The organism is Actinoplanes sp. NPDC023714 (genome assembly GCF_040639855.1).
Classification (GTDB): domain Bacteria; phylum Actinomycetota; class Actinomycetes; order Mycobacteriales; family Micromonosporaceae; genus Actinoplanes.
The window spans coordinates 556,864-582,664 of the sequence record NZ_JBFAAR010000003.1 but is presented as its reverse complement, the minus strand read 5'-3'; the positions used below and the strand labels follow the sequence as shown (position 1 = coordinate 582,664).

At 73.2% G+C, this 25,801-nt stretch carries 26 protein-coding genes; 9 read left to right on the top strand and 17 right to left on the bottom strand.

Features of this window, described 5'->3' with window-relative positions:
- Nucleotides 1–33: 33 nt before the first annotated feature.
- From AB0G10_RS18050 to AB0G10_RS18005, 10 genes are all read right to left on the bottom strand, one after another.
- On the bottom strand, nt 34–1,101 hold the full coding sequence (locus AB0G10_RS18050; RefSeq protein WP_360922321.1) for a glucose 1-dehydrogenase: 1,068 nt from the start codon (nt 1,099–1,101) through the stop codon (nt 34–36).
- A complete protein-coding gene (gene mca / locus AB0G10_RS18045; protein WP_360922319.1) occupies nt 1,101–1,988 on the bottom strand; it encodes a mycothiol conjugate amidase Mca in 888 nt (295 codons plus the stop codon). Before mca ends, AB0G10_RS18050 begins: the two co-directional genes overlap by 1 nt.
- On the bottom strand, nt 1,985–2,740 hold the full coding sequence (locus AB0G10_RS18040; protein WP_360922316.1) for an SDR family oxidoreductase: 756 nt from the start codon (nt 2,738–2,740) through the stop codon (nt 1,985–1,987). Before AB0G10_RS18040 ends, mca begins: the two co-directional genes overlap by 4 nt.
- Nucleotides 2,725–4,140, bottom strand: coding sequence for a glycosyltransferase (locus AB0G10_RS18035; RefSeq protein ID WP_360922313.1), 1,416 nt, complete (start codon nt 4,138–4,140; stop codon nt 2,725–2,727). The genes AB0G10_RS18040 and AB0G10_RS18035 overlap by 16 nt, the downstream gene beginning before the upstream one ends.
- A complete protein-coding gene (locus AB0G10_RS18030; protein ID WP_360922310.1) occupies nt 4,134–5,087 on the bottom strand; it encodes a sugar phosphate isomerase/epimerase family protein in 954 nt (317 codons plus the stop codon). Before AB0G10_RS18030 ends, AB0G10_RS18035 begins: the two co-directional genes overlap by 7 nt.
- Nucleotides 5,078–6,097 carry a BadF/BadG/BcrA/BcrD ATPase family protein gene (locus AB0G10_RS18025; protein ID WP_360922307.1) on the bottom strand — a complete coding sequence of 340 codons (1,020 nt, stop codon included), beginning with the start codon at nt 6,095–6,097 and terminating at the stop codon, nt 5,078–5,080. The genes AB0G10_RS18030 and AB0G10_RS18025 overlap by 10 nt, the downstream gene beginning before the upstream one ends.
- Complete coding sequence (locus tag AB0G10_RS18020) at nt 6,094–7,053, bottom strand: sugar nucleotide-binding protein (RefSeq protein ID WP_360922304.1); 960 nt, start codon at nt 7,051–7,053, stop codon at nt 6,094–6,096. Before AB0G10_RS18020 ends, AB0G10_RS18025 begins: the two co-directional genes overlap by 4 nt.
- On the bottom strand, nt 7,047–7,718 hold the full coding sequence (locus tag AB0G10_RS18015; RefSeq protein ID WP_360922301.1) for an HAD-IA family hydrolase: 672 nt from the start codon (nt 7,716–7,718) through the stop codon (nt 7,047–7,049). Before AB0G10_RS18015 ends, AB0G10_RS18020 begins: the two co-directional genes overlap by 7 nt.
- The gene (gene aroB, locus AB0G10_RS18010) at nt 7,715–8,902 is read right to left on the bottom strand and encodes a 3-dehydroquinate synthase (protein WP_360922299.1); all 1,188 of its coding nucleotides are present in this window, start codon (nt 8,900–8,902) and stop codon (nt 7,715–7,717) included. Before aroB ends, AB0G10_RS18015 begins: the two co-directional genes overlap by 4 nt.
- A gap of 193 nt (nt 8,903–9,095) precedes the next feature.
- Nucleotides 9,096–10,328, bottom strand: a complete 1,233-nt coding sequence (locus AB0G10_RS18005) for an MFS transporter (protein ID WP_360922296.1) — start codon at nt 10,326–10,328, stop codon at nt 9,096–9,098.
- A 93-nt stretch (nt 10,329–10,421) separates the two neighbouring features.
- Here AB0G10_RS18005 and AB0G10_RS18000 point away from each other — a divergent pair, with 93 nt between their 5' ends.
- A complete protein-coding gene (locus AB0G10_RS18000) occupies nt 10,422–10,922 on the top strand; it encodes an Lrp/AsnC family transcriptional regulator (protein ID WP_360922293.1) in 501 nt (166 codons plus the stop codon).
- An 18-nt stretch (nt 10,923–10,940) separates the two neighbouring features.
- Here the strand turns inward: AB0G10_RS18000 and AB0G10_RS17995 are convergent, their stop codons facing one another.
- From AB0G10_RS17995 to AB0G10_RS17975, 5 genes are all read right to left on the bottom strand, one after another.
- A complete protein-coding gene (locus tag AB0G10_RS17995; protein ID WP_360922290.1) occupies nt 10,941–11,585 on the bottom strand; it encodes a disulfide bond formation protein DsbA in 645 nt (214 codons plus the stop codon).
- A 17-nt stretch (nt 11,586–11,602) separates the two neighbouring features.
- Nucleotides 11,603–12,811, bottom strand: coding sequence for an amidohydrolase family protein (locus AB0G10_RS17990; protein ID WP_360922288.1), 1,209 nt, complete (start codon nt 12,809–12,811; stop codon nt 11,603–11,605).
- Nucleotides 12,805–14,082 carry an aminotransferase class I/II-fold pyridoxal phosphate-dependent enzyme gene (locus tag AB0G10_RS17985; protein ID WP_360922285.1) on the bottom strand — a complete coding sequence of 426 codons (1,278 nt, stop codon included), beginning with the start codon at nt 14,080–14,082 and terminating at the stop codon, nt 12,805–12,807. Before AB0G10_RS17985 ends, AB0G10_RS17990 begins: the two co-directional genes overlap by 7 nt.
- Nucleotides 14,083–14,124: 42 nt before the next feature.
- Nucleotides 14,125–15,060, bottom strand: coding sequence for an LLM class F420-dependent oxidoreductase (locus AB0G10_RS17980; protein ID WP_360922282.1), 936 nt, complete (start codon nt 15,058–15,060; stop codon nt 14,125–14,127).
- Between the two features lie 64 nt (nt 15,061–15,124).
- A complete protein-coding gene (locus AB0G10_RS17975; RefSeq protein ID WP_360922279.1) occupies nt 15,125–15,355 on the bottom strand; it encodes a hypothetical protein in 231 nt (76 codons plus the stop codon).
- Between the two features lie 335 nt (nt 15,356–15,690).
- Here AB0G10_RS17975 and AB0G10_RS17970 point away from each other — a divergent pair, with 335 nt between their 5' ends.
- On the top strand, nt 15,691–16,287 hold the full coding sequence (locus tag AB0G10_RS17970; RefSeq protein WP_360922277.1) for a helix-turn-helix domain-containing protein: 597 nt from the start codon (nt 15,691–15,693) through the stop codon (nt 16,285–16,287).
- A 152-nt stretch (nt 16,288–16,439) separates the two neighbouring features.
- On the opposite strand, the gene AB0G10_RS17965 is transcribed toward AB0G10_RS17970, so the two are convergent.
- Nucleotides 16,440–17,048, bottom strand: a complete 609-nt coding sequence (locus tag AB0G10_RS17965; RefSeq protein ID WP_360922274.1) for a TetR family transcriptional regulator — start codon at nt 17,046–17,048, stop codon at nt 16,440–16,442.
- A 51-nt stretch (nt 17,049–17,099) separates the two neighbouring features.
- Nucleotides 17,100–17,552, bottom strand: coding sequence for a pyridoxamine 5'-phosphate oxidase family protein (locus AB0G10_RS17960; protein WP_360922271.1), 453 nt, complete (start codon nt 17,550–17,552; stop codon nt 17,100–17,102).
- Between the two features lie 218 nt (nt 17,553–17,770).
- On the opposite strand from AB0G10_RS17960, the gene AB0G10_RS17955 reads away from it, so the two are divergent.
- From AB0G10_RS17955 to AB0G10_RS17925, 7 genes are all read left to right on the top strand, one after another.
- On the top strand, nt 17,771–19,429 hold the full coding sequence (locus tag AB0G10_RS17955; RefSeq protein WP_360922268.1) for an ABC transporter substrate-binding protein: 1,659 nt from the start codon (nt 17,771–17,773) through the stop codon (nt 19,427–19,429).
- A 4-nt stretch (nt 19,430–19,433) separates the two neighbouring features.
- Entirely contained in the window at nt 19,434–20,441 is a 1,008-nt protein-coding gene (locus AB0G10_RS17950) for an ABC transporter permease (RefSeq protein ID WP_360922265.1), read from the top strand.
- Nucleotides 20,438–21,379 (top strand): ABC transporter permease, encoded by a 942-nt coding sequence (locus tag AB0G10_RS17945; RefSeq protein WP_360922262.1) that lies wholly within the window; start codon nt 20,438–20,440, stop codon nt 21,377–21,379. Before AB0G10_RS17950 ends, AB0G10_RS17945 begins: the two co-directional genes overlap by 4 nt.
- Before the next feature lie 5 nt (nt 21,380–21,384).
- On the top strand, nt 21,385–22,371 hold the full coding sequence (locus AB0G10_RS17940; RefSeq protein ID WP_360922260.1) for an ABC transporter ATP-binding protein: 987 nt from the start codon (nt 21,385–21,387) through the stop codon (nt 22,369–22,371).
- Nucleotides 22,368–23,450: an oligopeptide/dipeptide ABC transporter ATP-binding protein gene (locus tag AB0G10_RS17935; RefSeq protein ID WP_360922257.1), complete on the top strand. Its 1,083-nt coding sequence runs from the start codon at nt 22,368–22,370 to the stop codon at nt 23,448–23,450. Before AB0G10_RS17940 ends, AB0G10_RS17935 begins: the two co-directional genes overlap by 4 nt.
- A 72-nt stretch (nt 23,451–23,522) precedes the next feature.
- Entirely contained in the window at nt 23,523–24,644 is a 1,122-nt protein-coding gene (locus AB0G10_RS17930; RefSeq protein ID WP_360922254.1) for a serine hydrolase domain-containing protein, read from the top strand.
- Between the two features lie 25 nt (nt 24,645–24,669).
- Nucleotides 24,670–25,728 carry a hypothetical protein gene (locus AB0G10_RS17925; RefSeq protein ID WP_360922251.1) on the top strand — a complete coding sequence of 353 codons (1,059 nt, stop codon included), beginning with the start codon at nt 24,670–24,672 and terminating at the stop codon, nt 25,726–25,728.
- The last annotated feature ends 73 nt before the right edge of the window (nt 25,729–25,801 follow it).

The window sequence follows — 25,801 nt, the reverse complement described above, 5'->3', positions numbered from 1 at the left end:
ACGATAGATGAGGTCAGGTTGCGTGACAAGCAGTCATGACAGGAGTTGACAAGCTCCTGGCTCGTCCACGTCGAGGACCACCTTCACGTCACCGGCCTCGCGGCGGAACGCCCGGCGGTACTCCGCGATCGGCACCCGGCGCGTCACCAGCCGGTCCAGCCACGCCGGGTCGGCGGCGAGCAGCGCTCCGGCGGCCGCCTCGTAGTGCCGGCGGTTGGCGTTGACCGTCCCGAAGACCACCCCGTTGAGGCGGACCAGGCGGTGGTTGAGGGCGGCGACGTCGACCGGCATGACCGCCTCCCCCGGCGACATCCCGAGCAGGCAGGTGATGGTCGCCGGGCCGCCCAGCCCGAGCAGGGCGGCGATCACCGGCGGGGAGCCGGTGCACTCGATGAGGATGTCGGCGTCCGGCCGGCCGTCCGCCACCGGCGTCCGGTGGTACGTCGCCCCGAGCGCCTCGACCAGCTCCGGCTTGGCCCCGGACGGCACCACGTCGTACACATGGGTCTCGAAACCCCGCTGGGTCGCCATCAGCGCCGCGAACAGCCCGACCGGCCCGGCCCCGGTGATCAGGACCCGGCCGTGGTCGCAGTGCGCGCGCCGGCTGATCCGCTCGATCTGCTCCCACGCCTTGGCCACCACCGACGCCGGCTCCACCAGTACGCCGCTGCGCGCCAGCCGGCCGTCCAGCCGGAGCAGCCCGCCGGCCGAGCAGCGCCAGCGGTCCCGGGCGAACCCGTGCAGCCGGGTGATGCCCCGGGAGGTGTACCGGCCGTTGCGGCACATGTCCCACTCCCCCGCGGCGCAGGCCGAGCACGGCAGCGGGTCGGGCCGGCGGACGAACCCCACGACGAGGTCGCCGGGCCGCAGCGCCGCGTCGGCCGACGACAGCACCCGGCCCAGGTTCTCGTGGCCGATCACCAGGTGCGGCGAGCCGGGCGGGGCGGCGCCCATCGCGGCCCGGACGATGTCCTCGTCGGTGCCGCACAGCCCGACGGCCAGGGTCCGCACCAGCACCGGCCCCTCGTCCGGGGCCGGGTCGGGCAGCTCCCGCAACGACAGGGTGCCCGGCACGCCGGCGTCGACGGTGAGGGCCCGCACTACCGTGCCCCCGCCCCGATCCCGGCGAACAGGTCGTCCTCCGGCAGGCGTACCGGCACGAGCGACCGCACCAGCTCGAAGTCCTCGGTCGGCCACAGCTCGCGCTGCACCGCGAGCGGCACCGCGAACCAGTGGCTGCCCGGGTCGATCTGGGTGGCGTGCGCGCGCAGCGCGTCGTCGCGGTGGGCGAACCAGTCGCCGCACGGCACCCGGGTGGTGATCCGGCGGGTGACGTCCCGCTGCGGCGTCCACTCGGCGAGCCACTCGTGGTACGGCGACTCCCGGCCGGCGGCCAGCAGCGCGTCGTGGAAGGTGCGCATCTTGGCGCCGCACCACTCGTGCACGTAGTAGAGCTTGAGGGTCTGCCAGGCCGGTCCGGCGTCCGGATGCGCGCCGTCGTCCGCCGCCTCGTCGAAGGCGGCCACCGCGACCTCGTGGCTGCGGACGTGGTCGGGGTGCGGGTACCCGCCGATCTCGTCGTAGGTGACCAGCACGTGCGGGCGGAACTCGCGGATCAGGCGGACCAGGGCGGCGGTCGTCTCGGCCAGCGGCAGGCCGGCGAAGGTGTGCGCGGCCACCGGCGGCGGGTCGCCCTCGGGCCAGCCCGAGTCGACGAAGCCGAGCGAGCGCTGCCGGACGCCGAGCACCCCGACCGCGGCGGCGAGCTCGGCGCGGCGGATCTCGGGCAGCCGCCCGCGGATCTCGGCGCGGTCCATCGCCGGGTTGAGGATGTCGCCGGCCTCGCCGCCGGTGCAGGTCGCGACCAGGACGTCGTGCCCGGCCGCGGCGTAGCGGGCCAGCGTGGCCGCGCCCTTGCTGGACTCGTCGTCGGGGTGGGCGTGCACGGCCAGCAGCCGCAGCGGCGCCGTGCCGGCCGCGGCGGTCATCGGGCGGCCCGCACCAGGGCGGCGCCACCGTCGACGTTGATGGCCTGTCCGGTCACGTGCGCCGCGGCCGGCGAGCACAGGAACGCCACCGCGTCGGCGACGTCGCACGCGGTCTGCTCCCGGCCGGCGGCGGGCTGCCGCAGCGGCACCCGGTCCCGCGCGACCCGGTCGAACTCGGCGCGGTCCACGGCCCGCCACTGCTCGCTCCACACGAACCCGGGCCGGACCGTGTTGACCCGGACGCCGTCGCCGGCCAGCAGCACCGCCAGCGAGTTGCTCCAGTGCTCGAGCGCCGCCTTGGCCGCGCCGTACGCGGGCGACACCGCCCACGGCATCGCGGCGGCGATGGAGCTGACGTTGCAGACGGCGCCGCCGGCGATCAGGTGACCGCGCAGCGCCTTGGTGACCCGGTAGGCGACCGACAGGTTCAGGTCGACGATGTCGTCCCAGACCTCCGGCGGCGGCCACGCGACGTCGTCGACCGGGCGTACGGCCGGATGGCGTTCCCCGCCGAGCACGTTCACCAGGATGTCCACGGTGCGCGGCAGCCGGTCGGCGAGGCGCGCCAGGTCGGCCGGGTCGCGCAGGTCGTGCCGCCACACCCGGGCGCCCGGCGGCGGCTCGCAGTCCGGGTCGCGCACGTCGACGCCGATCACCCGGTCGGCGACGCCGTGCACGAGCAGCTGTCGCATCACCGCGCTGCCTATCGTGCCGCAGGCAGCGGTCACCACTGCGGTCACCTCGTCGGCCACGGTTCCTCCTTCACGGCGGCGTCGTCGCCGGCGGGGCGGCCGGCGAGCGATCGCAGCAGTCGTTCGTAATCGCTGAGCAGGCGGGGCAGCAGGTAGGCGGCGGCGACCCGGGCCTGGGCGCCGGCACCCAGCCGGCGGCCCAGCGCGGGGTCGCCGAGCAGGCGGCGGACGGCGGACGCCACCGCCGCGGGGTCGTGCGGATCGACCAGGACGCCGCTCTGCCCGTCCACGATCTGATGGCGCAGCCCGCCGACCGCGCCGGCCACCACCGGCCGGCCCTTCGCCATCGCCTCGGTGGCGGCCAGCCCGAAGCCCTCCTCGAAGCACTTCTGCAGCACCACGTCGGCCCGGCGCTGCACGGCGTTCACGACGAGCGCGGCCTCCTCGTCGTGCCGCAGCGAGGTGAGCACCAGGTGCACGCGGGCGCGGGCGTCCGCGGGCAGCCGGTCGCGGGCGGCCCGGACCTGCCGCAGCACCTCGGCGCCCTCCGGGTCGTCGGGGATGTCGGCGGGGTCGGCGCCGACCAGCACGACGTGGACGTCGGCGGGCAGCCGCGGGATCAGCCCGACCACGCCGGGCATGTCCTTGAGCGGATCCCAGCGCGACACCTGCGCCACGACGCGGGCGCCGTCCGGAAGCGGAGCCTGCTGCTCCACCACCGCACCCGCCGCGCCGCGTCCCGCCGCGCCGCCTCCCGTCTCGGCGGCGCCTCGCACAGCCGCGGCGCCGTGCGCGGCGGCGGCTCGCACAGCCGCGGCGGCGGGTCCGGCGGTCAGGCCGATCGCGGCCAGGTGGCGGGCCACCTCCTCCTCGGTGAGCGGGCGGTTCTTCGCCGCCGCGAGGTCGACCGCCGGGGCGATGACGTGCCGGCGGGCGAGCGGGATCGGCGGGGCGTACTCCGGGAGGGTGGTCACCACCGCGTCGAGGACGGCCAGCTCCGGCGCGAAGGCGCGCCAGATCGCGGCCGGGCCGGGTTCGGCGTGCCGGGAGGTGCCGATGTGGCAGTGCCAGATCACCGGCACCCCGGCCCGGGCCAGCGCCGGGGCCAGCCCGAGGGTCTGCGGGTCGTGCAGGCACACCACGTCGCGAGGGGTCACCCGCTCGGCCAACCACGCGGCCTGCGGCGCCAGCACCGCCCGGTAGCGGGCCATCGTCGCGGCGTCCAGCACGGCCGGGTCGGTGCGGCCGTGCAGCAGGTGGTGCATGCGCTTCGTGGTGTCGAAGAAACCGGCGTCGCCGCCGATCACCAGCCAACCGGCCCCCCATCCGGCGGCGGCCTGCGCCGGAACCACGCGGTGCAGCAGCTCGGCGACCCCGCCGCCGGTCGCGGTGGCGTTGACGTGCACGACCCGGGAGTCTCCGGCGGGCGCCGTCACCCAGACCGGCGCCGGGCTCACCATGTCCGGCCCTGAGCCGCGTGCTGCGGGACGATCGAGCGCAGCAGATCGAGGCTGCGCCGGATGCTCTGCTCCCGGGGCAGCAGGGTGTCCTCGTGCTCGAGGTAGAGCACGCCCTCGAAGCACTCGTCCTGCAGCGCCGCGACGATGGCCGGCCAGTCGAGCTCGCCGAGGCCGAGCGCCCGGAACCGGATCGGCGGCTGCGGGCCGTACCGGGACCAGCCGGCTCCCCGGGGCGACGCCGGCGCGGTGTGGCGTTGCAGGTCCTTGGCGTGCACGGCGGCCATCCGCCCGTTCCAGCCGCGCACCGCGCCGACCGCGTCGTGCCCGATGGCGGCGAGGTTGGCCGGGTCGACGCAGAGCCGCAGCACGTCGGCCCAGCCGTCGCACATGGCGAACAGCAGATCGGCGCTGGCCCGGTCGTAGACGACCTGTTTGGGGTGCGGTTCGAGCATCATCAGGACGCCGGCGTCGCGGGCCGCGGCGATCAGCGGCCCGGCCCGGTCGAGGAAGACGGCGACGTTGTCGGCCCAGCCGGCGTCGCTGCCCCACCAGGACAGCCAGCGGCCGAAGTCGGGGCAGCCGGGCAGCAGCCGTACCGCCGGCGCGCCCAGCCGCTCGGCGAGGCGGATCGCGCCGAGACCGCACCGCAGCGCGTGGGCCACCCGGGTGCCGGGGTCGCCCGGGCAGACCGCGGCGGTGTGCGGGCCGTGCGGCCCGAGCAGCAGCTGCGCGTCCCGGCTGTTGCTGACGACGCCGACGGTGTGCCCGCGCAGGGCGCCGGCGACCTCGTCGAGGTACGCCCGGTCGTCGGCGCACCGCCGGGCGTCGACCAGCCCGAGGGTGGTGTCGGTGGGCACGTCGAGGGTCAGCGTGTCGTCCGGCAGCTGTTTCAGGGCGCTGCCGAGCCCTTCCCCGCCGTACGCGGCGAGGCAGAGTCCTAGACGCACATCTCCTCCTCCGCACCGGTCACCGCGGCGGGCGCCGAGCTGACCATCCAGGCGTGCCGGTCGCCGATCGCCGCCGGCAGCGTCACCTCGCCGCGGTCGTCCATGAGGTGCTCCAGGGCGGCCATCACCACCCGGGCGCTGGTGTTGGTGAACGTGACCTGCCCGGCGCCCTCGAAGTCGAGCAGGCGGCTCTCGATCAGGTCGTGGAACGGCGGGCATCCGGCGAACACCCCGCCCACGGTCACGACGGCGTACCCGCCGGTCAGGCGCAGCCGGTCGCGGACCGCCCGCACGCCCGCGACGAGATCGGTGACCGCGTCCGAGACGATCCCGCCGCAGACCTGGTCGCCGCTGAGCCAGCCGGCACAGACCATCGGGGCGAGATCGGCGAGGCGCTGTTTCGGGTACGGCTGAGCCGCGATCGCCCGGGCCAGCTGCGGCGCCCGGATCCCGGTGGCGTCGGCCAGCAGCCCGGTCAGCACGGTCGCCGGTCCCCGGCCGTCGCCGGCGCGGACGGCGGCGCGCAGGCCCCGCCGTCCGATGTCGACGGCGGCGCCCTCGTCGCTGCCGAGGTATTCGCAGCCGCCGGCCCGCGCGGCGGCGCCGGAGCGGTCCACGCCGAGGAAGCCGGAGCCGGTCCCGCAGATCACCGCGATGCCCTCGCCGGCCACCCCGGGCAGGCCCCAGAGCAGCGGCACCACGTCGTTCGAGACGACCAGGCGGGCGTCGAGCCCGGCCCGCACCGCGCCCGCGGTGATCCGCCGCAGCTCGGCGGCGGGCTCGTCGGGGTCGACCGACGCGCTGGCCAGCCAGCCCACGCAGGGCCGGTCGCCGATCTCCTGCCGGACCGCGGACAGCAGCCGCAGCAGGACGTCGTCGGCGGTCGCGCCGACCGCGTGCCGGTTCATGGTGGCCAGTTCCCAGCTGCGCGTGCGCCCGTCGTGGCGGACCACGGCTCTGGTGTGGGTGCCGCCCGCGTCCACGGCCAGCAGCGCGGGCCGGGCGCTCATCGTGTCCCCCCGCCCGCCGCGAGCCCGGCAGCGCGAGCCGCCGGGAAAGCGGCCGCGAGGCCGGTCGGGGCGGGCATCTCCGCGACCATGCGGGCCAGGCCCTGCTCGGCCGGAATCGGCGACCAGCCGGCCAGTCCGGGTAGGTCGTCGAAGCGGTCGCAGGTGAGAGAGGAGAACCGGGGTCGCGTCGCCCACTCGGTGCCGGCCCGCGAGCACGGCCGCACCAGGTCCTCGTCGGCGCCGGCCAGGCGGTAGGCGAGGCGGGCGAACGCGAAGCGGCTCAGCTGCTCCGGTCCGGCCAGGTGCGCCACCCCGCCGGGGACGGTCGCGGCCGCGCAGTGAGCGGCCACCACCGTCCGTACGTCGTCGATGTGCACCGGGGTGAACTCCTGGTCGACCGGCGCGTCGGTCGGCCGCCCAGCGGCCGCGGCGAGCAGGCAGCGTCCCGCGTAGGTCTCCCGGTATGCCGGCCCGGCCCACCCGTAGACCAGGCTGACCCGCAGGGCCGTGCCGCCCGCCTCGACGACGGCGCGCTCGGCCCGCGCCTTGATCCGCCCGTAGGCGTTGGCCGGGGCGATCGGGTCGTCCGGGCGGTGGTGCCCGCGGTCCCCGGCGAAGACGTTGTCGGTGGAGATCAGCACGGCGGGGACGCCGGACCCGGCCACCAGATCCGCCACCCCGGCGTGCGTGTCGGCGGCCTCCCGCTCGTGCGCGTTGATCCAGGTGACGTCGCTGGGCCCGTGGGTCAGCACCACCCGGGCGGGCCGGCGGTCACGCAGCAGGCGGGCCAGGGCGGCCCGGCCGCCGGCGTCGGTCAGGTCGCAGGAGAGGTGGCCGGGGCCGGGCTCGCCGCGGCGGGCCACCGTGATCACCGGGTGGCCGGACCCGCGCAGGGTGGCCGCGCACGCCGCGCCGATCAGCCCGTTCCCGACGATCACCACCGGTGCGGTCACCATCGTGCACCCGCCCGGGGGCGCAGGTCGACGCCGTGGCCGGCGCGCACGGCGGTGACCGCGCCGAGGTCGCCGACCAGGACGTCGACGTCCCCGGCCGGGCCCAGCGACGGGCCGGCGACGCCGATCACCCGGCAGCCGGCGGCCCGGGCGGCCGTCACGCCCGGATGCGCGTCCTCGACCACCACGCAGCCGGACGGCGCGAAGCCGAGCAGCCCGGCGGCGGACCGGTAGCCTTCCGGGTCCGGCTTGCCGCGGCGCACGTCGTCCGCGGTGATCAGCACGTCCGGCACCGGGATCGACGCCTGCCGCAGCCGCGAGGCGGCCAGCGCCCGGGTGCCCGAGGTGACCACCGCCCAGTGGCCGGCCGGCATCTCGGCGACCAGGTCGGCGGCGCCCGGGCAGGCCCGCACGCCGGCGCTGTCGGCGGCCTGCTCGCTCTCGAGCCGGCGGGCCTCGGCGGCCGCGTCGAGGTGCGGGGCGACCACGGCGATGGTGGCCGCGGTCGGCCGGCCATGACACACCGCCAGCACGGCGGAGGGGTTCAGCCCCTGGCGTACGGCCCAGCGCCGCCACGACCGCTCGACGGTCGCGCCGGAGTCCACCAGCACGCCGTCGAGGTCGAACAGCACCGCCGCGGCGCGCAGGATCGTGCCGTTCACCGTCATCGGACCGGCTCCGCCCGGCGGCCGGCGGTCCGGGCCGCGGTGATCCGCAGCATCGCGGCGTGCACCTCGGCGTCGGTCACGTCGTTGACGATCGCCGTCTCGCCCACCGCCAGCGGCAGCACGAACCGGATCTGACCGTCGCGGATCTTGCGGATCTGCCCGAGCGCCGCGACGACCTCGTCGGGGTCGACCGGGACCGGGAACTCGGTGAGGCTCACCGGCAGGCCGATCCGGCTCAGCAGCTGGACGAGCCGGTCGCGCAGGTCGTACCCGGCGAGCCCGCGCTCGACCGCGATCTCGACGGCGACCGCCATGCCGAACGCCACCGCCTCGCCGTGCAGGACCGGTCCGTAGCCGGTGACGGTCTCCACCGCGTGCCCGACGGTGTGCCCGAAGTTCAGCGGGCGGCGCAGGTCCTCCTCGTACGGATCCTGCGCCAGCAGCGCGCACTTGACCCGGCTGGCCGCGCGGACCAGGCGCTCCAGGACGTCCAGGTCGCGGGCCAGCACCCGCTCGGCCTCGTGCTCGACGAGGCCCAGCAGCTCGGGCGAGCCGATCACGGCCTTCTTCACCACCTCGGCCAGGCCGGACGCGAGCTGCCGGCGGTCCAGCGTCGACAGGTAGCCGACGTTGGAGACCACGGCCTTGGGCTGGTAGAAGGCGCCGATCAGGTTCTTCGCGGAGGCGTGGTCGACGGCGACCTTGCCGCCCAGCGCGGCGTCGACGTGCGCGAGCAGGGTGGTCGGCACGTTCACGTACGGCACGCCGCGCATGTAGGCGCTCGCGACCCAGCCGACGGTGTCGATGACGACCCCGCCGCCGACGGCGACCACGATGTCCCGGCGGGCCAGCGCCGTGCCGGCCAGCCAGTCGAGCACGTCGCAGGCGGTCAGCAGCGACTTGCTCGCCTCGCCGGCCGGGAACGCGGTCATCGTGACGTCGACCCCGGCGGCGCGCAGCCGGGCGGCGAGGCCGCGGGCGTGCAGGCCGGCGACGAGGTCGTCGCTGATCAGGGCCACCCGCCGGTCACCGATCTCGGTCAGCAGGTGACCGAGCGCCGCGGACTCGTCGCGGCAGACGTTGACCGGGTAGCTGTCGGTGCGGCTCGCGGTGAAGCTGCATGGCGCCTCGGGAAGAGCGGACGAGAGCGCCACGTCGTGATGGCATCGCACTAGAGCAGGCATGACGATTCCCCCGGTTCGGTGGATCGGTCAGGTGATTGCGGTCGGGTGGGACTCGGCTGCCCTCTCCCCGCCCGCGGCGAGGCGGACCCGGCGACCGCGCTGGTCGCGGGCGGTCCGCCTTACAAGCCGTTACAGTTCCCGCAACAATCTATCCATGCCGATCACCGCTTCGGGGTTTCGCTGACAGGTCCTGTTAAGAACTGCTCGGCAGCGTCCAGCGCGTGCCGCGGACGAGCAGCGGCACCGGCGCCAGGGCGATCAGGCCGCCGACCACGGCGACGACGGCGAACCCGCCCCCGGCGAACGTCGCGCCGGCGAGCAGGCTCACCGCGATGGCGGCCACGAAGACGATCGCGTCGACACCGCCCTGCACCTCGACCCGCTCGGCGGTCTCCAGGCCGCCGCTGAGCAGGCCGCTGCTGCCGACGAAGACCAGGTTCCAGCCGTAGCCGAGCAGGAACAGGGCGGCCGGCAGGGCCAGCGAGTAGGCGGTGGGCGCGGTGATCACGAGCAGTGCCGCGGCCACCAGCATGGCCGTCCCGCCGCCGATGGCGACCCGGCCGCCGAAGCGGTCGGCGATGCGGCCGGACAGCGGTGCGAGGGCGAACATCCCGACCATGTGCGCGCTGAGCACCCAGCCGACGGTGCCCAGCCCCTGGTGGTGCTCGTGCAGCTGCAACGGGGTCATCGTCATGATCGTGACCATCGACAGGTGCGCCCCGAGCATCGCGGTCAGCGGCAGCCGGACCGCGGGCCGGCCCAGCGCGGCGGCCAGGGCCCGCCAGGTCAGCGGCGGCCGGCCGGTGTGTGCGGCCGCGCCGGTCGCGGCCGGGAGGGCGAGGGTGATCAGCACCGACGCGGCCGTCATGGCGGCCGCCAGCAGCAGGGCGCCGGTGAGCTCGGGAAGGCCGAGGGCGACGGCGACCCGCCCGGCCGGGGCGATGAGGGTGGGCCCGGCCAGCGCGCCGACCGTGCCGGCCCAGACGATGACCGACAACCCGTACGCCTTGCGGTCCTCCGGGTAGAGCTCGGTCGCGAGGTACCGGCAGACCTGCGCGCCGCCGTTGCCGATGCCGATGGCGACCATGCCGGCCAGCAGCGCGGGCAGCAGTCCGCCGGCGCCGCCGAGCACCGCGACCAGGCAGCCGAGGAAGCCGAGCAGGTAGACCGTCAGCAGCGCCCGGCGGCCGCCGTACCGGACGGTCAGGGCGCCGAGGCCGAAGGCGCCCGCCGCCGAGCCGAGGACCGCCGCGGCGTTCGCGAACCCGCTGACCCCGGTGCCGGCGTGATCGGCCACGATCAGCGTGGCGACCGTGGTGGAGGCGACCATGGCGGTGTTGGTCAGCGCCACGGCGGCGAACAGCAGCGGCATCGCGCGGCGCCGGACCGCGACCGCTTCCCGATCCGTTTCCTGAATAATCCCCATGCGTCAATGCTAGAAAACCGCAATGTCGCTTTTGAATGTCAAATGAAAGATCTTTACTGCCGATCAACGCACTATCAACGCTATATTGCCGCCATGGCTTTACGTTCGGAAAGGTCGCTGGATCCGCTCGACTGGCAGTTGATCCGGGAGTTGCAGGCCGACGCCCGGCTGTCCTTCAAGGAGCTGGGCCGCCGGGTCAGCCTGTCGCCGCCGGCCGTCGCCGAGCGGGTGCGGCGCCTCGAGGAGGCGGGCGTCATCACCGGGTACGCGGCCCGGATCGACCCGCGCAGCACCGGCTACCCGTTCCTCGCCTTCGTGCAGTTGCGCTGCGCGTCCGGGCACTGCCTGCTGCAGAACGCCTCGGCCGCGCAGTACCCGGAGATCAGCGAGATCCACAAGCTCAGCGGCACGCACTGCTCGCTGCTGAAGGTGCGCGCCGCCTCGCTGGAGCACCTCGAGGTCCTGCTGGAGCGGCTCGGCCGGCACGGCGAGCTCACCTCGTCGCTGGTGCTGTCCACCCAGTACGACGACCAGCGGGTCACGCCCCCGCCCGCGGAGCACCCGGCCGCCACCCGCCACGAGGGCTGGCGGTAGCGACCGGGCCGGCGGTGCTCAGCCGAACTCGGGCTCCTCGGTCCGGGAGCGCTTGAGCTCCCAGAAGTGCGGGAAGCTCGACAGCCCCAGGAGCGAGTCGAAGATCCGGCCGGCCACCTCGCCGCGCGGGATCCGGGAGATCACCGGGCCGAAGAACGCGCTGCCGCCGAGGTGCACGATCGGCGAGCCGACGTCGTTGCCGACCGGCCGCATGCCGCGCTCGTGGCTCTCCTTCAGGCGCTCGTCGTACGCGTCGGTGCCGGCCGCGTCGGCAAGCTCGGCCGGCAGGCCGACCTCGTCGAGCGCCTCCTTGATCACAACGGCGTAGTCCTTCTCGCCGCGCTCGTGGATGCGCACGCCCATGGCGGAGTAGAACTCCCGCAGCACCTCCTCGCCCTTGAGGGCCGCGGCGGCCGTGGCGACCCGGACCGGCCCCCACGCCGCCTGCATCCGGGCCAGGAACGCCCCGGGGTCGTCGCGGTACTGCTCGGGCACGTCGCGGCCGGCGTTGAGCACCGACACGCTCATCACGTGGAAGCCGAGCTCGACGTCGCGGACCTTCTCGACTTCCAGCAGCCACCGCGACACGATCCAGGACCAGGGGTCCATCGGGTCGAACCACATGTCGACGCGGGGCCGTGCGCTCGTGGTGTCCTCGGTCATGATTCCGGTTCCTCTCCTCAGGGGTGATGGGGTAGATCGGCCGGGGTCCGATGGGTCAGCCCGCGGGCCACGACCAGCCGGACCCGCCGCAGGGCGCCGAGGCCGGCGAGTGGATCGCCGTCCACGACCAGCAGGTCGGCGTCGTATCCGGGGGCGATGCGGCCGGTCGTGGCGCCGAGGCCGAGCAGCCGCGCCGCGCCGGTCGTCGCCAGCTCGATCACCCGGGCGGCCGGGAAGCCGAGCCAGTGGTAGAGCTCGAGCAGGCCGGTCATCCCGTCGAACCCGGACTGGGACACGCCGGCGTCGGTGCCGGGCAGCAGCGGGACGCCGCGCTCGGCCATCCACGCGAGCCGGCCGTAGGTGTGGCGGGTCTCCGCCGGGCCCCGGCTCGCCAGGGTGCCGCGCCAGTCCGGGCCGCACGTGGTGCAGCACGCCGCGATGCCGCGCTCGGCCATCCGCGCGGCGACGTCGTCGCGCCGTTCGAGGCGCCCGGCGCCGTCCATCCACGTGCAGTGCTCGATCGTGTCGGCGCCCGCGTCCACCGCCGCGGCGATCGACGCGGTGCCGTGGGCGTGCGCCGCGACCGGCAGGCCGAGGCGGTGCGCCTCGCCGACGATGCTGCGCAGCTCGGGCGCGGAGAACTGGCTCTCCCACATCCGGGCCGCGCCGGCGGTGAGATGGCCACCGCTCGCCACGATCTTGATGACGTCGACGCCGGCCTCCGCGTGCCGGCGTACCGCGTCCAGCGCCGCGCGCTCGCCGTCCACCTCGCCGCCGAAGAACCAGCAGTGCCCGCCGGGCGGGGTCAGCGGCGCGCCGGAGGTGAGCAGCCGCGGCCCGGCGACCTCGCCGGCGGCGATCCGCCCCCGCAGCCGGAGCACGGCGCCGCCGCGGTCGCCGAGGTCGCGCGCCGTCGTGATCCCGGCGCGCACCAGCCGGGCGGCCCGGTCCGCCACGGCGGCCTCCAGCGCGCCGTCGCCGGCCGCGAGCAGGCCGCCGACCGGGTCGGCCGAGGCGTCCAGGCTCAGGTGCACGTGGCCGTTGACGAGGCCGGGCAGCAGCGTCGCCCCGGGGTGGTCGGAGACCGGTTCGCCGGGGGCGGCCAGCCGGGCCACCTCGGCGCGCGGCCCGGCCGCGACGATGGTCGCGCCCCGCACCAGCACGGCGGCGTCGGCCGTCACCTCGCCGGCCGGTCCGGCCAGCATCCGGGCCGCCGTGATCAGCACCGGCCGGCCCGCGCCGTCGCGTCGAGCAGCCGCTCCAGGATCCGGCGCAGCACCGGTCGCGGGGCGGCGAAGTTCAGCCGGGCGAAGCCGTCGCCGCCCGGGTTGAAGTCCGGGCCGGAGGAGAGCAGCACCCGGGCCTCGGTCAGCAGCCGGGCGGCCGGGTCCGGCCCCATGTCCAGGCCGGTGAGGTCGAGCCAGCTCAGGTACGTCGCCTCCGGCCGGTGGGCGACGATCCCGGGGACGCCGGCCAGCGTCTCGGCGACCAGCCGCCGGTTGCCGTCCAGATAGCGCAGCACGCCGGCGAGCCAGTCGTCGCCGCTCGTCCAGGCCGCGACGGTCGCGGTGACGCCCAGCAGGCCGACCGCGCCGTACAGCTCGGGCGGCACGGCGGCCAGGGCCTCGCGGACCCTGGGCGATCCGATGTGGCAGGCGGCAACGCGCATCCCGGCCAGGTTGAACGCCTTGCTGGCCGAGGCGACGGTCACGGTCCGGGCGGCGACGTCCGGATGCAGCGAGGCGAACGGCACGTGCGCGGCCGGCGCGTACGTCAGGTCGGCGTGCACCTCGTCGGCGATCACCAGCAGGTCGTGGCGCTCGGCGACGGCGGCGAGCGCGGACAGCTCCGCGCGGGTGAAGACCCGGCCGGTCGGGTTGTGCGGGTTGACCAGGATCAGCGCGCGGCATCCGGTCGCGGCGACGTCGCGGGCGAACCGGTCGGCGTCGAACTCCCAGCCCGTGCCGGTGCCGGTGCCGGTGAGGGCTATCGGCACCATCGGCCGGTTCATCGTGGCCAACCCGGCGAGCAGCGGCCGGAAGGCCGGCACGTGGATGGCGACCGGGTCGCCGGGGGCGGTGGCCGTCTGCAGGACGACCTGCACCGCCTGCGTCACGTTGGCGAACTCGCGGACCTCGTGCGGCGGCGGGCGCCAGCCGTGCCGGGCCGCCATCCGCTCGCTGAACACCTCCCGGACCGGGGTGGCGCCGTCCGGCCAGTCGGGATAGCCGAGGTCGCCGGTGTCGAGCGCCGCGCGCAGGGCCGCGAGCACCGGCGGTGGCACCGGAAAGTCCATGTCGGCCACCCAGGCCGGCAGCACGTCCGGTGGGGTGCATTGCCATTTCGCGCCGGGCCGGGCCCGCAGCCGGGCCAGGTCCAACGCGTCGAACTCGCGGTCAAGCGCGTCGAACTGCCGGTCCAGCGCGCCGGGCTGCCGGTCCAGCGCGCCGGACCGCCCGTCCAGGGCGCCGGCCCGGCCGGTCGTGGTGGTGCTCATCGCGAACGTCCCCCGTGTCGTCGATCCAATCCCGGAGCCGGCTCAGTCGAGCTGGCGCATCACCTCGGCGGCGATCAGGTCGAGGTGGCCCAGGTCGGTGAGGTCGAGCAGCTGCAGATAGATGCGGGTCACCCCGGCCTCCTCCCGCCAGCGGCCGATGCGGTCCACCACCTCGGCCGGCGTGCCGGCGATGCCGTTGGCCCGCAGATCGTCGACGTCGCGGTTCAGCACCTTGGCGCGGCGCTGGAGCTCGGCCTCGTCGGCGCCCACGCAGACGGTCTGCGCGACCGACCGGACGATGCCCGCCGGGTCCCGGCCGATGCGCTCGCAGGCGGCGTCCACCCGGTCGAACTGTGCCCGGCAGGTCGGGATGTCGCGCAGCGAGACGTTGAACTCCTGGGCGAACCGGGCGGCGAGCCGCGGCGTCCGGACCGTGCCCTTGCCGCCGACGATGAGCGGCGGCCGCGGGCGCTGCACCGGTTTGGGCAGCGCCGGTGAATCGGTGATCCGGTAGTGGGCGCCCCGGTAGTCGAAGCGCTCGCCGCCGGGTGTGTCCCACAGCCCCGTGATGATCTCGAGCTGTTCGGTGAGCCTGTCGAACCGCTCGCCGAGCGGCGGGAAACGCAGGCCGGCGGCGTCGTGCTCGGTCTCGAACCAGCCGGCGCCGACGCCGAATTCGAGCCGGCCCCCGGACATCTCGTCGACCTGCGCCGCGATGATCGCGAGCGGGCCCGGCGCGCGGAACGTGGCGGCGCTCATCAGGACGCCGAGCCGGATGCGGGACGTCTCCCGGGCCAGCGCCGCGAGGGTGATCCAGGCGTCGCTCGGACCGGGCAGGCCGGCGCCGGGGCCGGTGTTGAGGTAGTGGTCGGATCGGAAGAACGCCGGGAAGCCCGCCTCCTCGGCGAACCGTGCCACGCGCGACAGGTCCTCGTGGCGAGCGCCCTCCTGCGGTTCGGTGAAGATGCGCAACTCCATGGCGGCCAAGCTAGCGACGACCGGCGGGAGGCACCGCAACATCTTTCGGCGCTCTGTCGAACAATCAGGCGACGGCGATGACGGCCAGGATCAGCAGCAGCAGCGCCGGCAGGGTGCCGAGAGCCAGGAGCAGCACGGGGAGGGCCAGGGAACCGGGCGGACCGGAAGAGGGCGGCGGGACCACGGCGGGCTCGGCCAGGTGACTCATGTCGGACAGCAGGACATCGGGATCCGCGGCGTAGCCGCAGCGCTGCGATCGGGTCAGTGGCGGGAACCGTTCGCTGTCGGGCCGCATGCCTCGCCCCCTCGGGAGTGGAGTCGGCGTGAGCCTAGGAGCGCGCCCGGGACCGCCCCACCGTTTCCGTCAGGGTTCTGTCAGGAGGGTTTGCGCCGTCTAGCTGACCTTGGGATGCCATGTCGCATTTGGGGATCCTATCGAATGGCCGTCACTGTCCGTGAAGTTCGAATGCCCTGCCGCGCTTTTCCGGATGACCACAGAGTCACCGCGGGTATCGCATCCCTATCGGCGCCTCGCGGTGACCGACGAATGACTGACAACCGGGGTGACATAGTTGCCCGGAAGGCAATAACATATCGACGTACTCGACAGAAAGGCGCTACGGGGGGACCATGAAACAGCACAGTCAGGTCGCTTATGCTGATCAACCCCGGCAAGCGAATCGGCCGCCCAGGGAGAGCGCGCCGACTTCCAAGTTCGATCATGTCGAAATCATCAGATGGCCCGAAGAATCCGCGCGGCGGGAGCGATGTCGCACCCGGGGGGTCCTCCGGCTGCTCGTGATCGCCCCGGGCTCCCAGCCGCCGGTCTGCACCGATCCGCGCGAGGACTGGGTCCGCGTCCCGGCCCCGCGCGAGGATGTGCGGCTGCGGGCCGCCGGCCTCCGCGCGCGGGCCGGAGCACACCAGATTCCCCAGCTCAACAACGATGGCGTGCTGTCCTTCCGGAGCCACTCCACGGCACTGTCGCCGAGCGAGGCTTCGCTACTTAAAATCCTTGTCCTGCGGTTCGGCCACCTCGTCGCCCGCGAGACGCTCACCACCGGACTGGCCGACGACGGGCAGCTGTGCAGCCGGAATTCTCTCGATCTGCACATCATGCGAATCCGTCGCCGGATCGCCCCGCTGGGTCTCGCGATCCGTACCGCATGGGGCCGCGGATACATCATGGAAGTGGACGAGGGAAACGATTCCCCGAGCGGGGAGTGAATGATCGAGAAAGTGCCACCGGTTAAGAACAGCCGGTGGCACTTTTTTGTGTGCGGTGACGCCATTGACGGACAACGGAGAAAACGCCGATGACAATCAGGGAAATGCGTAGTTGAGAAACACCGGGGAAACAGAAGGGAATCGCAATGAGGCTAATCACCCTCCGCATCGGGACGACAATAATCCGCGGAGGCGCCACTCCACCACGCGAGCAGGGTGTCGACATCGGACCCGATCGTGGTGAGCATGTCGCCGTCCGGGGCCAGCGCCCAGTCGAGCTGCAGACCGTGCACCAGACCGGCCAGGATCCTCGCGGCCTGCGCCGCCGACGGCGCGTTCGGCAGCGGAACCTTCTCCAGCAGCACCCGGAGCTCTTCGCGGTAGTCGTCGCGCAGCCGCGCCAGCGACGCCCGGAGGTCGGGGTCGACCAGGTCGGCGCCGAGCTGGGACAGGTGGTTCGCGGTCGCCGAGGGGTCGCCCCCGCCGGCCAGCGCGGCGAGCGCGGCCGCCGCGATCGACCGCACCGGGTCGGTCTCGGCGTCCGCGGCGGCCCGCATCCGGGTCAGCAGGTCGTCCTTCGCCACCGCCGTCATGGCCAGCAGCAGCGCCTGCTTGGACCCGAACCGCATGGCCACCGTCGCGGTCGCGACGCCCGCCAGCTCGGCCACGTCGGCCATCGTGAAGCGGGGCCCCTTGCGGCCCAGCGCGTCGGCCGCCGCGTCCATGAGGGCGGCGTCGGAGACTTTCCTGGGTCGCGGCACGGAGTTATTGAACCACCAATCAGAAACCCTGTCCAGATCACTCCAGCGAGATCAGCCCAGCGGGCGGCGCTCCAGCCCCTTGCCGGTCCGCCACGCCTGCACGACCAGCCCCTCCGACCGCGAGATGGAGTTGAGGACGACCTCGTTCATGTCGACGCGGAAGACCCCGGACGGCTCCCCCGGGCGCGCCGGGTCGGGCACCTCGATCGCGCGGCCGCTCATCCGCGCGTCGCCCGCCCACGCGGCCGGGTCGCCGGGGACGTCGTCGCTCGCGCTGCTCAGCGCCACGCGCGGATCACGGCGCAGGTCGGCCACCTTCAGCGACCTGCCCATCATCCCCATCACCACGTCCCCGCCGGTGAAGCGCGCCTCCACCACGCTGATCCGCGGGGCGCCGTCCCGCCGCAGGGTGGCCATGAACTTGTGGTCGTGCGCCTCGAAGAGCTCCCGCACCCGCGCGGCGAACTCCGGTTCGTCCTTCTCGATCTCGGCCCATCTGCTCATGGCAGCAGAGTGTGCCAGCCGCGTCCGATGACCGGAAAATGCCTGGTCAGAGCCGGCTGCCGGGGCGCCGGCTCCCCTCGTACCGATGGCCTTTGAATTTGATCTTGGCCGATGCGCCCGGAATGAAAGGACACAATCGGATACCGAACTCCGACGTTGATCATCGTCAATGGCTAGTCTCTCGCCAAAGTCCGTACCCACAGGACGGGGTGAACACGATGCGTGCACCAAGGACGGCCATCGCCGCCGGTGTCATCGCGGCGCTGACGATCGGCGTGGCAGGCTGCGCGGAGAGCGACCGGGACAACGGCGAGGACCAGGGCAACGCCTCCGGCGGGACCTTCGTCTTCGCGGGCGCCGGCGATCCGAAGAACTTCGACCCGATCTTCAACGACGACGGGGAGTCGTTCCGGCCGATCCGGCAGATGTACGAGACGCTCGTCACCCACAAGCCCGGCACCGCCGAGCTGACCGGCGGCCTGGCCGAGAGCTGGTCCAACGACCCGACCGGCAAGGTCTGGACGTTCAAGCTGCGCCAGGGGGTGAAGTTCCACGACGGCACGGCCCTGGACGCCACCGCGGTCTGCGCGAACTTCGACCGCTGGTACAACATGAAGGGCGAGGCCGCCCAGTCCCAGATGATCTACTACGCCGACGTCTTCGGCGGGTTCGCCGGCAGCCCGGACGCCGTCTACGACAACTGCAAGGCGCAGGACGCCTCCACCGCGGTCGTGACGATGACGAAGTACAAGGGCGCGTTCCCGGGCGCGTTCGCGCTCACCGCGTTCTCGATCGCGAGCCCGGCGGCGATCAAGCAGTACGACGCCGACACGGTGACCCAGAACGGCGACTCCTTCTCCTACAGCGCGTTCGCGACCGAGCACCCGACCGGCACCGGCGCGTTCACCTACGGCGGCTGGAACAAGGCGACCGGCGAGATCACGCTGAACCGCAACGCCGACTACTGGGGCGAGAAGGCCAAGGTCGACAAGGTGATCATCAAGGTCATCAAGGACGAGAACACCCGCAAGCAGGAGCTGCGCGCCGGCACCGTCCAGGCGATCGACTTCCCGGCCCCGGCCGACCGCAAGGCGCTGGCCGACGAGGGCTACGAGGTGCTCGAGCGCCCCGCCTTCAACATCCTCTACCTGGGCATCAACCAGAAGAACAACCCCAAGCTCAAAGACCTTCGGGTACGCCAGGCGATCGCCTACGCGCTGAACCGGGCGCAGCTGGTGCAGACGAAGGGGCCCGGCGGCTCGGTCGTCGCCGACCAGTTCCTGCCGGACACCGTGCTCGGCTACGCGCCGGACGTGCAGAAGTACGACTACAGCGTGGACAAGGCCAAGGCGCTGCTCTCCGAGGCCGGCGCGACCGGGCTGACGCTGAACTTCTACTACCCGACCGAGGTGTCCCGGCCGTACATGCCGAACCCGCAGGAGATCTTCACGGTGCTCGCGAACGACCTGCAGGCGGCCGGCATCAAGGTGAACGGCGTGCCCCGGCCGTGGAACGGCGGCTTCAAGGACGACGTGCAGCAGTTCGGCAAGCAGGACCTGCACATCCTCGGCTGGACCGGCGACTACAACGACCCGGGCAACTTCGTCGGCACCTTCTTCGGCCGGCCCAAGGTCGAGTTCGGCGACGACGCGATGACCGAGATGTTCACCGCCATCGGCAAGGCCGACGCCACCGTCGACCAGGCCGCCAAGCGGACCGCCTTCGAGCAGGTCAACCGGGACCTCGCCGCGAAGTGGCTGCCCGCCGTGCCGATCTGGCACGCCCCGCCCGCCATCGTGACCACGAAGGAGGTCGAGGGACTGGTGCCGAGCCCGCTCACCGCCGAGGAGTTCGACACCGTCTCGATCACCAAGTAACCCCATGGTGAGAGTCGTCTCGCGCCGCCTGGTCCAGCTCTCCGTCACCCTGATCGCCCTGATGACCCTGGTGTTCTTCTGGCTGCGCAGCCTGCCCGGCGGGCCGGTCGACGCGCTGCTGGGCGAGCGCGCGACCCCGCAGACCCGCGAGGCGCTCATCCGGGCCCTCGGCTACGACCAGCCGATCCACGTGCAGTACGGGCACTTCCTCAAGAATGTGGTGACGGGCAACTTCGGCAACTCCATCCGTACCGGGGAGCCCGTCACCGACGTGATCAGCCGGGCCTTCCCGGCGACGATCGAACTGGCCCTGGCGGCGATCATCATCGCCGTCGGGCTGGGGATCCCGCTCGGCTACCTGGCGGCCCGGCACCGCGGCCGGCTGCTCGACAACGCCACCATCGTGGTCACCCTGATCGGCATCTCCATTCCGATCTTCTTCCTCGGCTACCTGCTCAAGGACTGGCTCACCCAGGGCGTCCACCTGTTCCCGCCGTCCGGGCGGATCAGCACCGGCGCCGACAACACCGACGTGACCGGCTTCTTCGTGCTCGACGGGATCCTGACCCGGGAGTGGGACGCCTCCGCCGACGCGCTGTGGCATCTGGTGCTGCCGGCCGTCACGCTCGCCACGATCCCGCTGGCGATCATCGTGCGGATCACCCGGGCGAGCGTGCTGGACGTCCTCGACGAGGACTACATCCGCACCGCCGACGCGAAGGGCCTGCGCAACGCCACCATCCGCAAGCGGCACGTGCTGCGCAACGGCCTGCTGCCGGTGGTCACCACGATCGGCCTGCAGACCGGGGCGCTGCTGGCCGGCGCGGTGCTGACCGAGAAGGTCTACAACTGGGGCGGCCTCGGCACGCTGATCACCGACTCGATCAGCGGCAGCCGGGACTATCCGGTGCTGCAGGCGCTGATCCTGCTCGCCGCCGTCGTCTTCATCGTGGTCAACCTGGTGGTCGACCTGTCGTACGCGTTCATCGACCCGAGGGTGCGTGTCCAATGAGCACCCTCGCCGAACACAAGCGCCGGCGCATCGACGAGCTCACCGCGCGGACCGCCGAGGCGGGCGGGGTCAGCCTGCTCCGCGACGCCGGCCGGCGGCTGCTGCGCGACCCCACGGCGATCGCCGGCGCCGTCATCATCCTGCTCTTCCTGATCGTCGCGATCTTCGCGCCGCTGGTGGCGCCGCACGACCCGGTGCAGCGGTTCCCGGAGCTGACGAAGGATCTGACCGTCGACTCGGTGCCGGGCGCCACGGCCGGGCACCCGCTCGGCAGCGACCCGCTGGGCCGCGACTTCGCCTCCCGGATGATCTACGGCGCCCGGCAGACGCTCTTCGTCGGCGTCCTGGCCACCCTCATCGGCCTGCTGTTCGGGGTGCTGCTCGGCGCGATCGCGGGCGCTGTCGGCGGCTGGGTGGACGTACTGATCATGCGGGTCACCGACGTGATGCTGGCGCTGCCCAGCCTGCTGCTGGCGATCACGCTGGTCGCGCTGGCCAGCGAGTCCACCCAGTGGACGGTGATCATCGCGGTCGCGGTGGTGAACGTGCCGATCTTCGCCCGGCTGCTGCGCGGGTCGATGCTGGCGCAACGGGAGAGCGACCACGTGCTCGCGGCCCGCGCGCTGGGTGTGAAGCGGCGGCACATCGTGACCCGGCACATGCTGCCGAACTCGCTGACCGCCGTCATCGTGCAGGCCACCCTCACCTTCGCGGTGGCGATCCTGGACGCGGCCGCGCTGTCCTTCCTCGGCCTCGGCGACCCGGACATCAACCGGGCCGAATGGGGCCTGATGCTGGGCGTCGACGGCGTCCGCTACCTCGAGGTCCGCCCCGAGCTGGCCTACTACCCGGCCGTGGCGATCATCGTGGTGGCGCTCGGCTTCACCCTGCTCGGCGAAGGCATGCGCGAGGCGCTCGACCCGAAGAACCGGCGGTGATCCCGATGCCCCTTCTCGACGTCCGCGACCTCTCCGTCGTCTTCCAGCGCCGGGGCGCCGCGCCCTTCACCGCGGTGGACGGCGTCAGCTTCACCGTGGAGCCCGGCCAGACGGTCGGGCTGGTCGGCGAGTCCGGCTGCGGCAAGTCGGTGACCAGCCTGGCGATCATGGGGCTGCTCCCCCGCCGCGGCAACCGGGTCACCGGCGAGATCCTCTTCGAGGAGGCCGATCTGCTCCAGCTGCGGCCGCAGGATCTGCGGGATCGGCGCGGCCGGGACATCGGCATGATCTTCCAGGACCCCCTGTCGTCGCTCAACCCGGTCATCCCGCTCGGCCTCCAGGTCGCCGAGGTCCTCGAACGCCACCGGGGCCGCACCCGGCAGGCGGCGTTGCGCGAGGCCGCCGGCCTGCTCGACGCGGTCGGCATCCCCGACCCGGGACGGCGGCTCAAGGAGTTCCCGCACCAGCTCTCCGGCGGCATGCGGCAACGGGCGCTGATCGCCATCGCGCTGGCCTGCCGGCCCCGGCTGCTGATCGCCGACGAGCCGACCACGGCCCTCGACGTGACCATCCAGGCGCAGATCCTCACGCTCCTCAAGGACCTGGTCGACCGGTCCGGCACGGCCCTCGTGATGATCACTCACGACCTCGGCGTGGTGGCGGGACTCTGCGACACCGTCAACGTCCTCTACGCCGGCAAGGTGGTCGAGCGCGCCGTCCGCCACGATCTGTTCGCCGAGCCGCGCCACCCGTACACATATGGTCTTCTGCAGTCGGTCCCTCGCCTGGATGCCGATCGCGGCGGGCGTCTGCACCAGATCCGCGGCTCGGTCAGCGACAACATTCCCTGGTCGGAGGGGTGCGCCTTCGCCCCGCGCTGCGACCGGGTGATCGACGACTGCATCGGCGGGACGGTCCCGCTCGTCGCCACCCGCCGCCGCGACGGCGCGCTGCGGTGCACCAACCCCGTGCCTCAGGAGGTGCCCGCGTGACGCTCGTCGAGATCGACGACCTGAAGGTCCACTTCCCGATCAAAAGCGGACTGCTCTTCGACCGGACGCTCGGTTACGTCTATGCCGTCGACGGCGTCTCCCTGACCATCCGGCGCGGCGAGACCTACGGCCTGGTCGGCGAGTCCGGCTGCGGCAAGTCGACGCTGGGCCGCGGGCTGCTGCGCCTGGTCGAGCCGACCGGCGGAAGGATCATCTTCGACGGCACCGACGTCCGCGCGCTCAAGGGCGAACAGATGCGGCTGTTCCGGCAACGCATCCAGATGGTCTTCCAGGACCCGATGTCCAGCCTCGATCCCCGCCAGTCGGTGGAGTCCCTGCTCCTCGAGGGTCTCCGGGCCCACAACCTTCATAAGGACAAGGCGGGGGTACGAGCGAAGCTCCGGTCCACGCTCGACGCGGTGGGCCTGCCCGCCTCGGCGCTGTCGAAGTACCCGCACGAGTTCTCCGGCGGCCAGCGCCAGCGGATCGGCATCGCTCGCGCCCTGGTCCTCGGCCCCGAACTGATCGTGGCCGACGAGCCGGTGTCCGCCCTCGACGTGTCGATCCAGGCCCAGGTCGTCAACCTCCTCGGCGACCTGCAGGAGTCGCTCGGGCTGACCTACCTCGTGATCGCGCACGACCTCGCGGTGGTCCGGCACATCTCGGACACCATCGGCGTGATGTACCTGGGGGCGCTGGTCGAGGAGGCGGACGGCGACCTGCTGTACTCGCGGCCGCTGCACCCGTACACGAAGGCCCTGCTCTCCGCCGTGCCCATCCCCGACCCGTACGTGGAGGATCAGCGCGAACGCATCCTGCTGGCCGGCGATCTGCCGTCGCCCGCGGCGCCGCCGAGCGGATGCCGGTTCCGTACCCGGTGTCCCTGGTCGCAGAGCCGCTGTGAATCGGAACGCCCGCCGCTGCGGGTGTTCGACGACTCGGGGCAGCGGGTGGCCTGCCACTTCGCCGAGGAGATCCTGGACGGGTCGCTGGCGATGCACGCGGTGCGGGCGGAGATCGTCCGGCCGGGTTCCGAGGCGGCGCCGGACGTCGGCGACGGGCTGATCCAGACCCCCTAAGTGGACGGTCAGGGTTCTGCGGGGGTCGCGACCCGGATGTCCGGATCCCGTCACCCCGGCAGGGTGATCGTCATGAAGATCTTCTTGTTCCCGATCGTCGCCGCGCTCGCCGCCGTCACGGTCGCGTCGCCGGTCGCGGCCGCTCCTCCTGCTGCTGTCGTCTGTGCCGGCGATGGGATCGACGCGGCCGGCATGCGTCAGGCGATGGCCGGGCTGCCGAACGCCGAGGCCACCGCGGCGCAGGTACGGGTCACGACGGCGAAGGGCTGCTGGACGGGCACGTCCGGGGTCGCCGACCTGCGCACCGGAGCGCCGGTCCCGGCGGACGCGCGGTTCCGGGTCGGCAGTGTCACGAAGGTCTTCACCGCCACCGTCGTCCTCCAGCTCGCCGCCGAGGGCCGGCTCAGCCTCGACGACTCCGTCCGCACTCACCTGCCCCGGCTGCTGCCCGCCGAGTACGCCGGCGTGACCGTCCGGCAGCTGCTGAACCACACCAGCGGCCTGCCCAGCCCTGCCCTGCCGGACGACATCGAATGGGCGCTGGCACACCGCTACGACGTCTGGACGCCGGAACGGATCGTCCGGCTGGCGCTGCGCAACCCGCGCGAGTTCGCGCCCGGCGACGAGCAGCACTACACGAACATGGGCTACATCGTCGCCGGCCGGTTGATCGAGAAGGTCACCGGGCATGCGTACGCCACCGAGATCCAGCGCCGGATCGCCGGCCCGCTGCGGCTGCGCGACACGTACGTGCCCGGCGCCGACCCGACGATCCGCGGACCGCACGCGCACGGATACCAGACCGTCGGCGGGACGCTCGTCGACGTGACGAACTGGAGCCAGACCCTCACCCCGGCCGCCGGCGACATCATCTCCACCCTGGCCGACCTGGACACCTTCACGGCCGCGCTCTTCGCCGGCCGACTACTGCCCGCCGCCCAGCTCGACGAGATGTTCACGCTGCCGCCGGTACCCGGTGCCACCCACAGCGCCGGCCTCGAGGCGACCACGCTGCCGACCGGCGAGGTCCTGTGGGCGAAGTCCGGAGCCCGGTACGGCTATTCCAGCGCGATCGGCGGCAGCCGCGACGGCAGCTTCCGCCTCGTCTACTCGGTGAACTCAACCGACGCCAAGGGCTCGGGGCAGATGACCGTCGCGGACGGCATCATCTACGCCGCGCTGGGCATGCGCTGACCCCTTTCGGGGTAGATGGGTTTCGATGGCTCGGCTCGTGGTCGCCCGCTGCGCCCGCCTGCTGCTGCTGATCGGCCTGGTCGCCGGCGCGTACTTCGCGCTGAGCGCCCTGGATCAGCCGGCAGCGCGGGCCGGCGAGGGCACCCCACTGACGGAGGTCGCCTCCGACGCCGTTCCCGAGGTCGCTTCCGAGGTCTCCGATTCCACTCGCAAGGTCGTTCCCGCCGAGCCCACGGCGCGCACGGAGTCGCCGAAGCCCTCGGCACGCAAAGCGTCGCCCGAAGCCTCACCGCGCAAAGGTGAGTCCGCGAAGGCCGTGGCGCGCAAGGTGAAGCCCTCGAAGCCCAAGCTCCAGCGCGTCGCACCCAAGGCAGTCGGCCACAAGATGCGCACCACGTCGCGAAAGGTCACGCACACCGAGAAGACCACTCGCCGCACCGTCACCGCCACGGCGAAGTCGCTCCCTGCCGCACCCGAGCTGCCGGATCCGAAGCCGCAGGACATCGTGGCATCCCTTCCCGAGGCGCCCGTCGACGCGGTGGTGTCACACCTCGCCGAACAGATGGCATCGCCGCCGAAAGCACCATCGGCCGCATCCCTACCGGCATTCCTCACCGAACCACTGGCACTGCCCGAGATCCGCAGCCCGGCGATCCCCACGCCAACCACGCCCGAGATCCGCGGCCCGGCGATCCCCACGCCGCCCGAGATCCGCGAGCCGGCGGCCACATCAGCCACGCTGCCCCAGGTCCGTGGCCTGGCGACCGCAGCCCTCAACCCGCGACTCGCGCTCCTCCTCTCTTCCACACCCGACATTTCGGATAAATCCGTTATGCCGGTAAACTCGCATGCGACGTCCTCGCACGCGACCCCCTCCCGCACGCCGCATCCCCGGACGCCACCACCTCCGGGCGAGCAATCCGCCGGCGCCGGCCATCTCCGCGACGCCGGCAGTGGCGCCTCTCCCCCGCTCGGCACCGTCCCGAGTTCCTGGTGGCCCGACATCCCGGCCACCTCCGCCGCCCTGCCCGCGAATGCGAGCAGCTCCGGACGCACGGTCCGGTACAGCGGCCCTCCCAGCTGAAGTACGCGGTTCGAGATCGGGCCGTCGCCGGTGTACCGACCCGGCGACCGGCCCGCCGGCCCCACAATCCGCA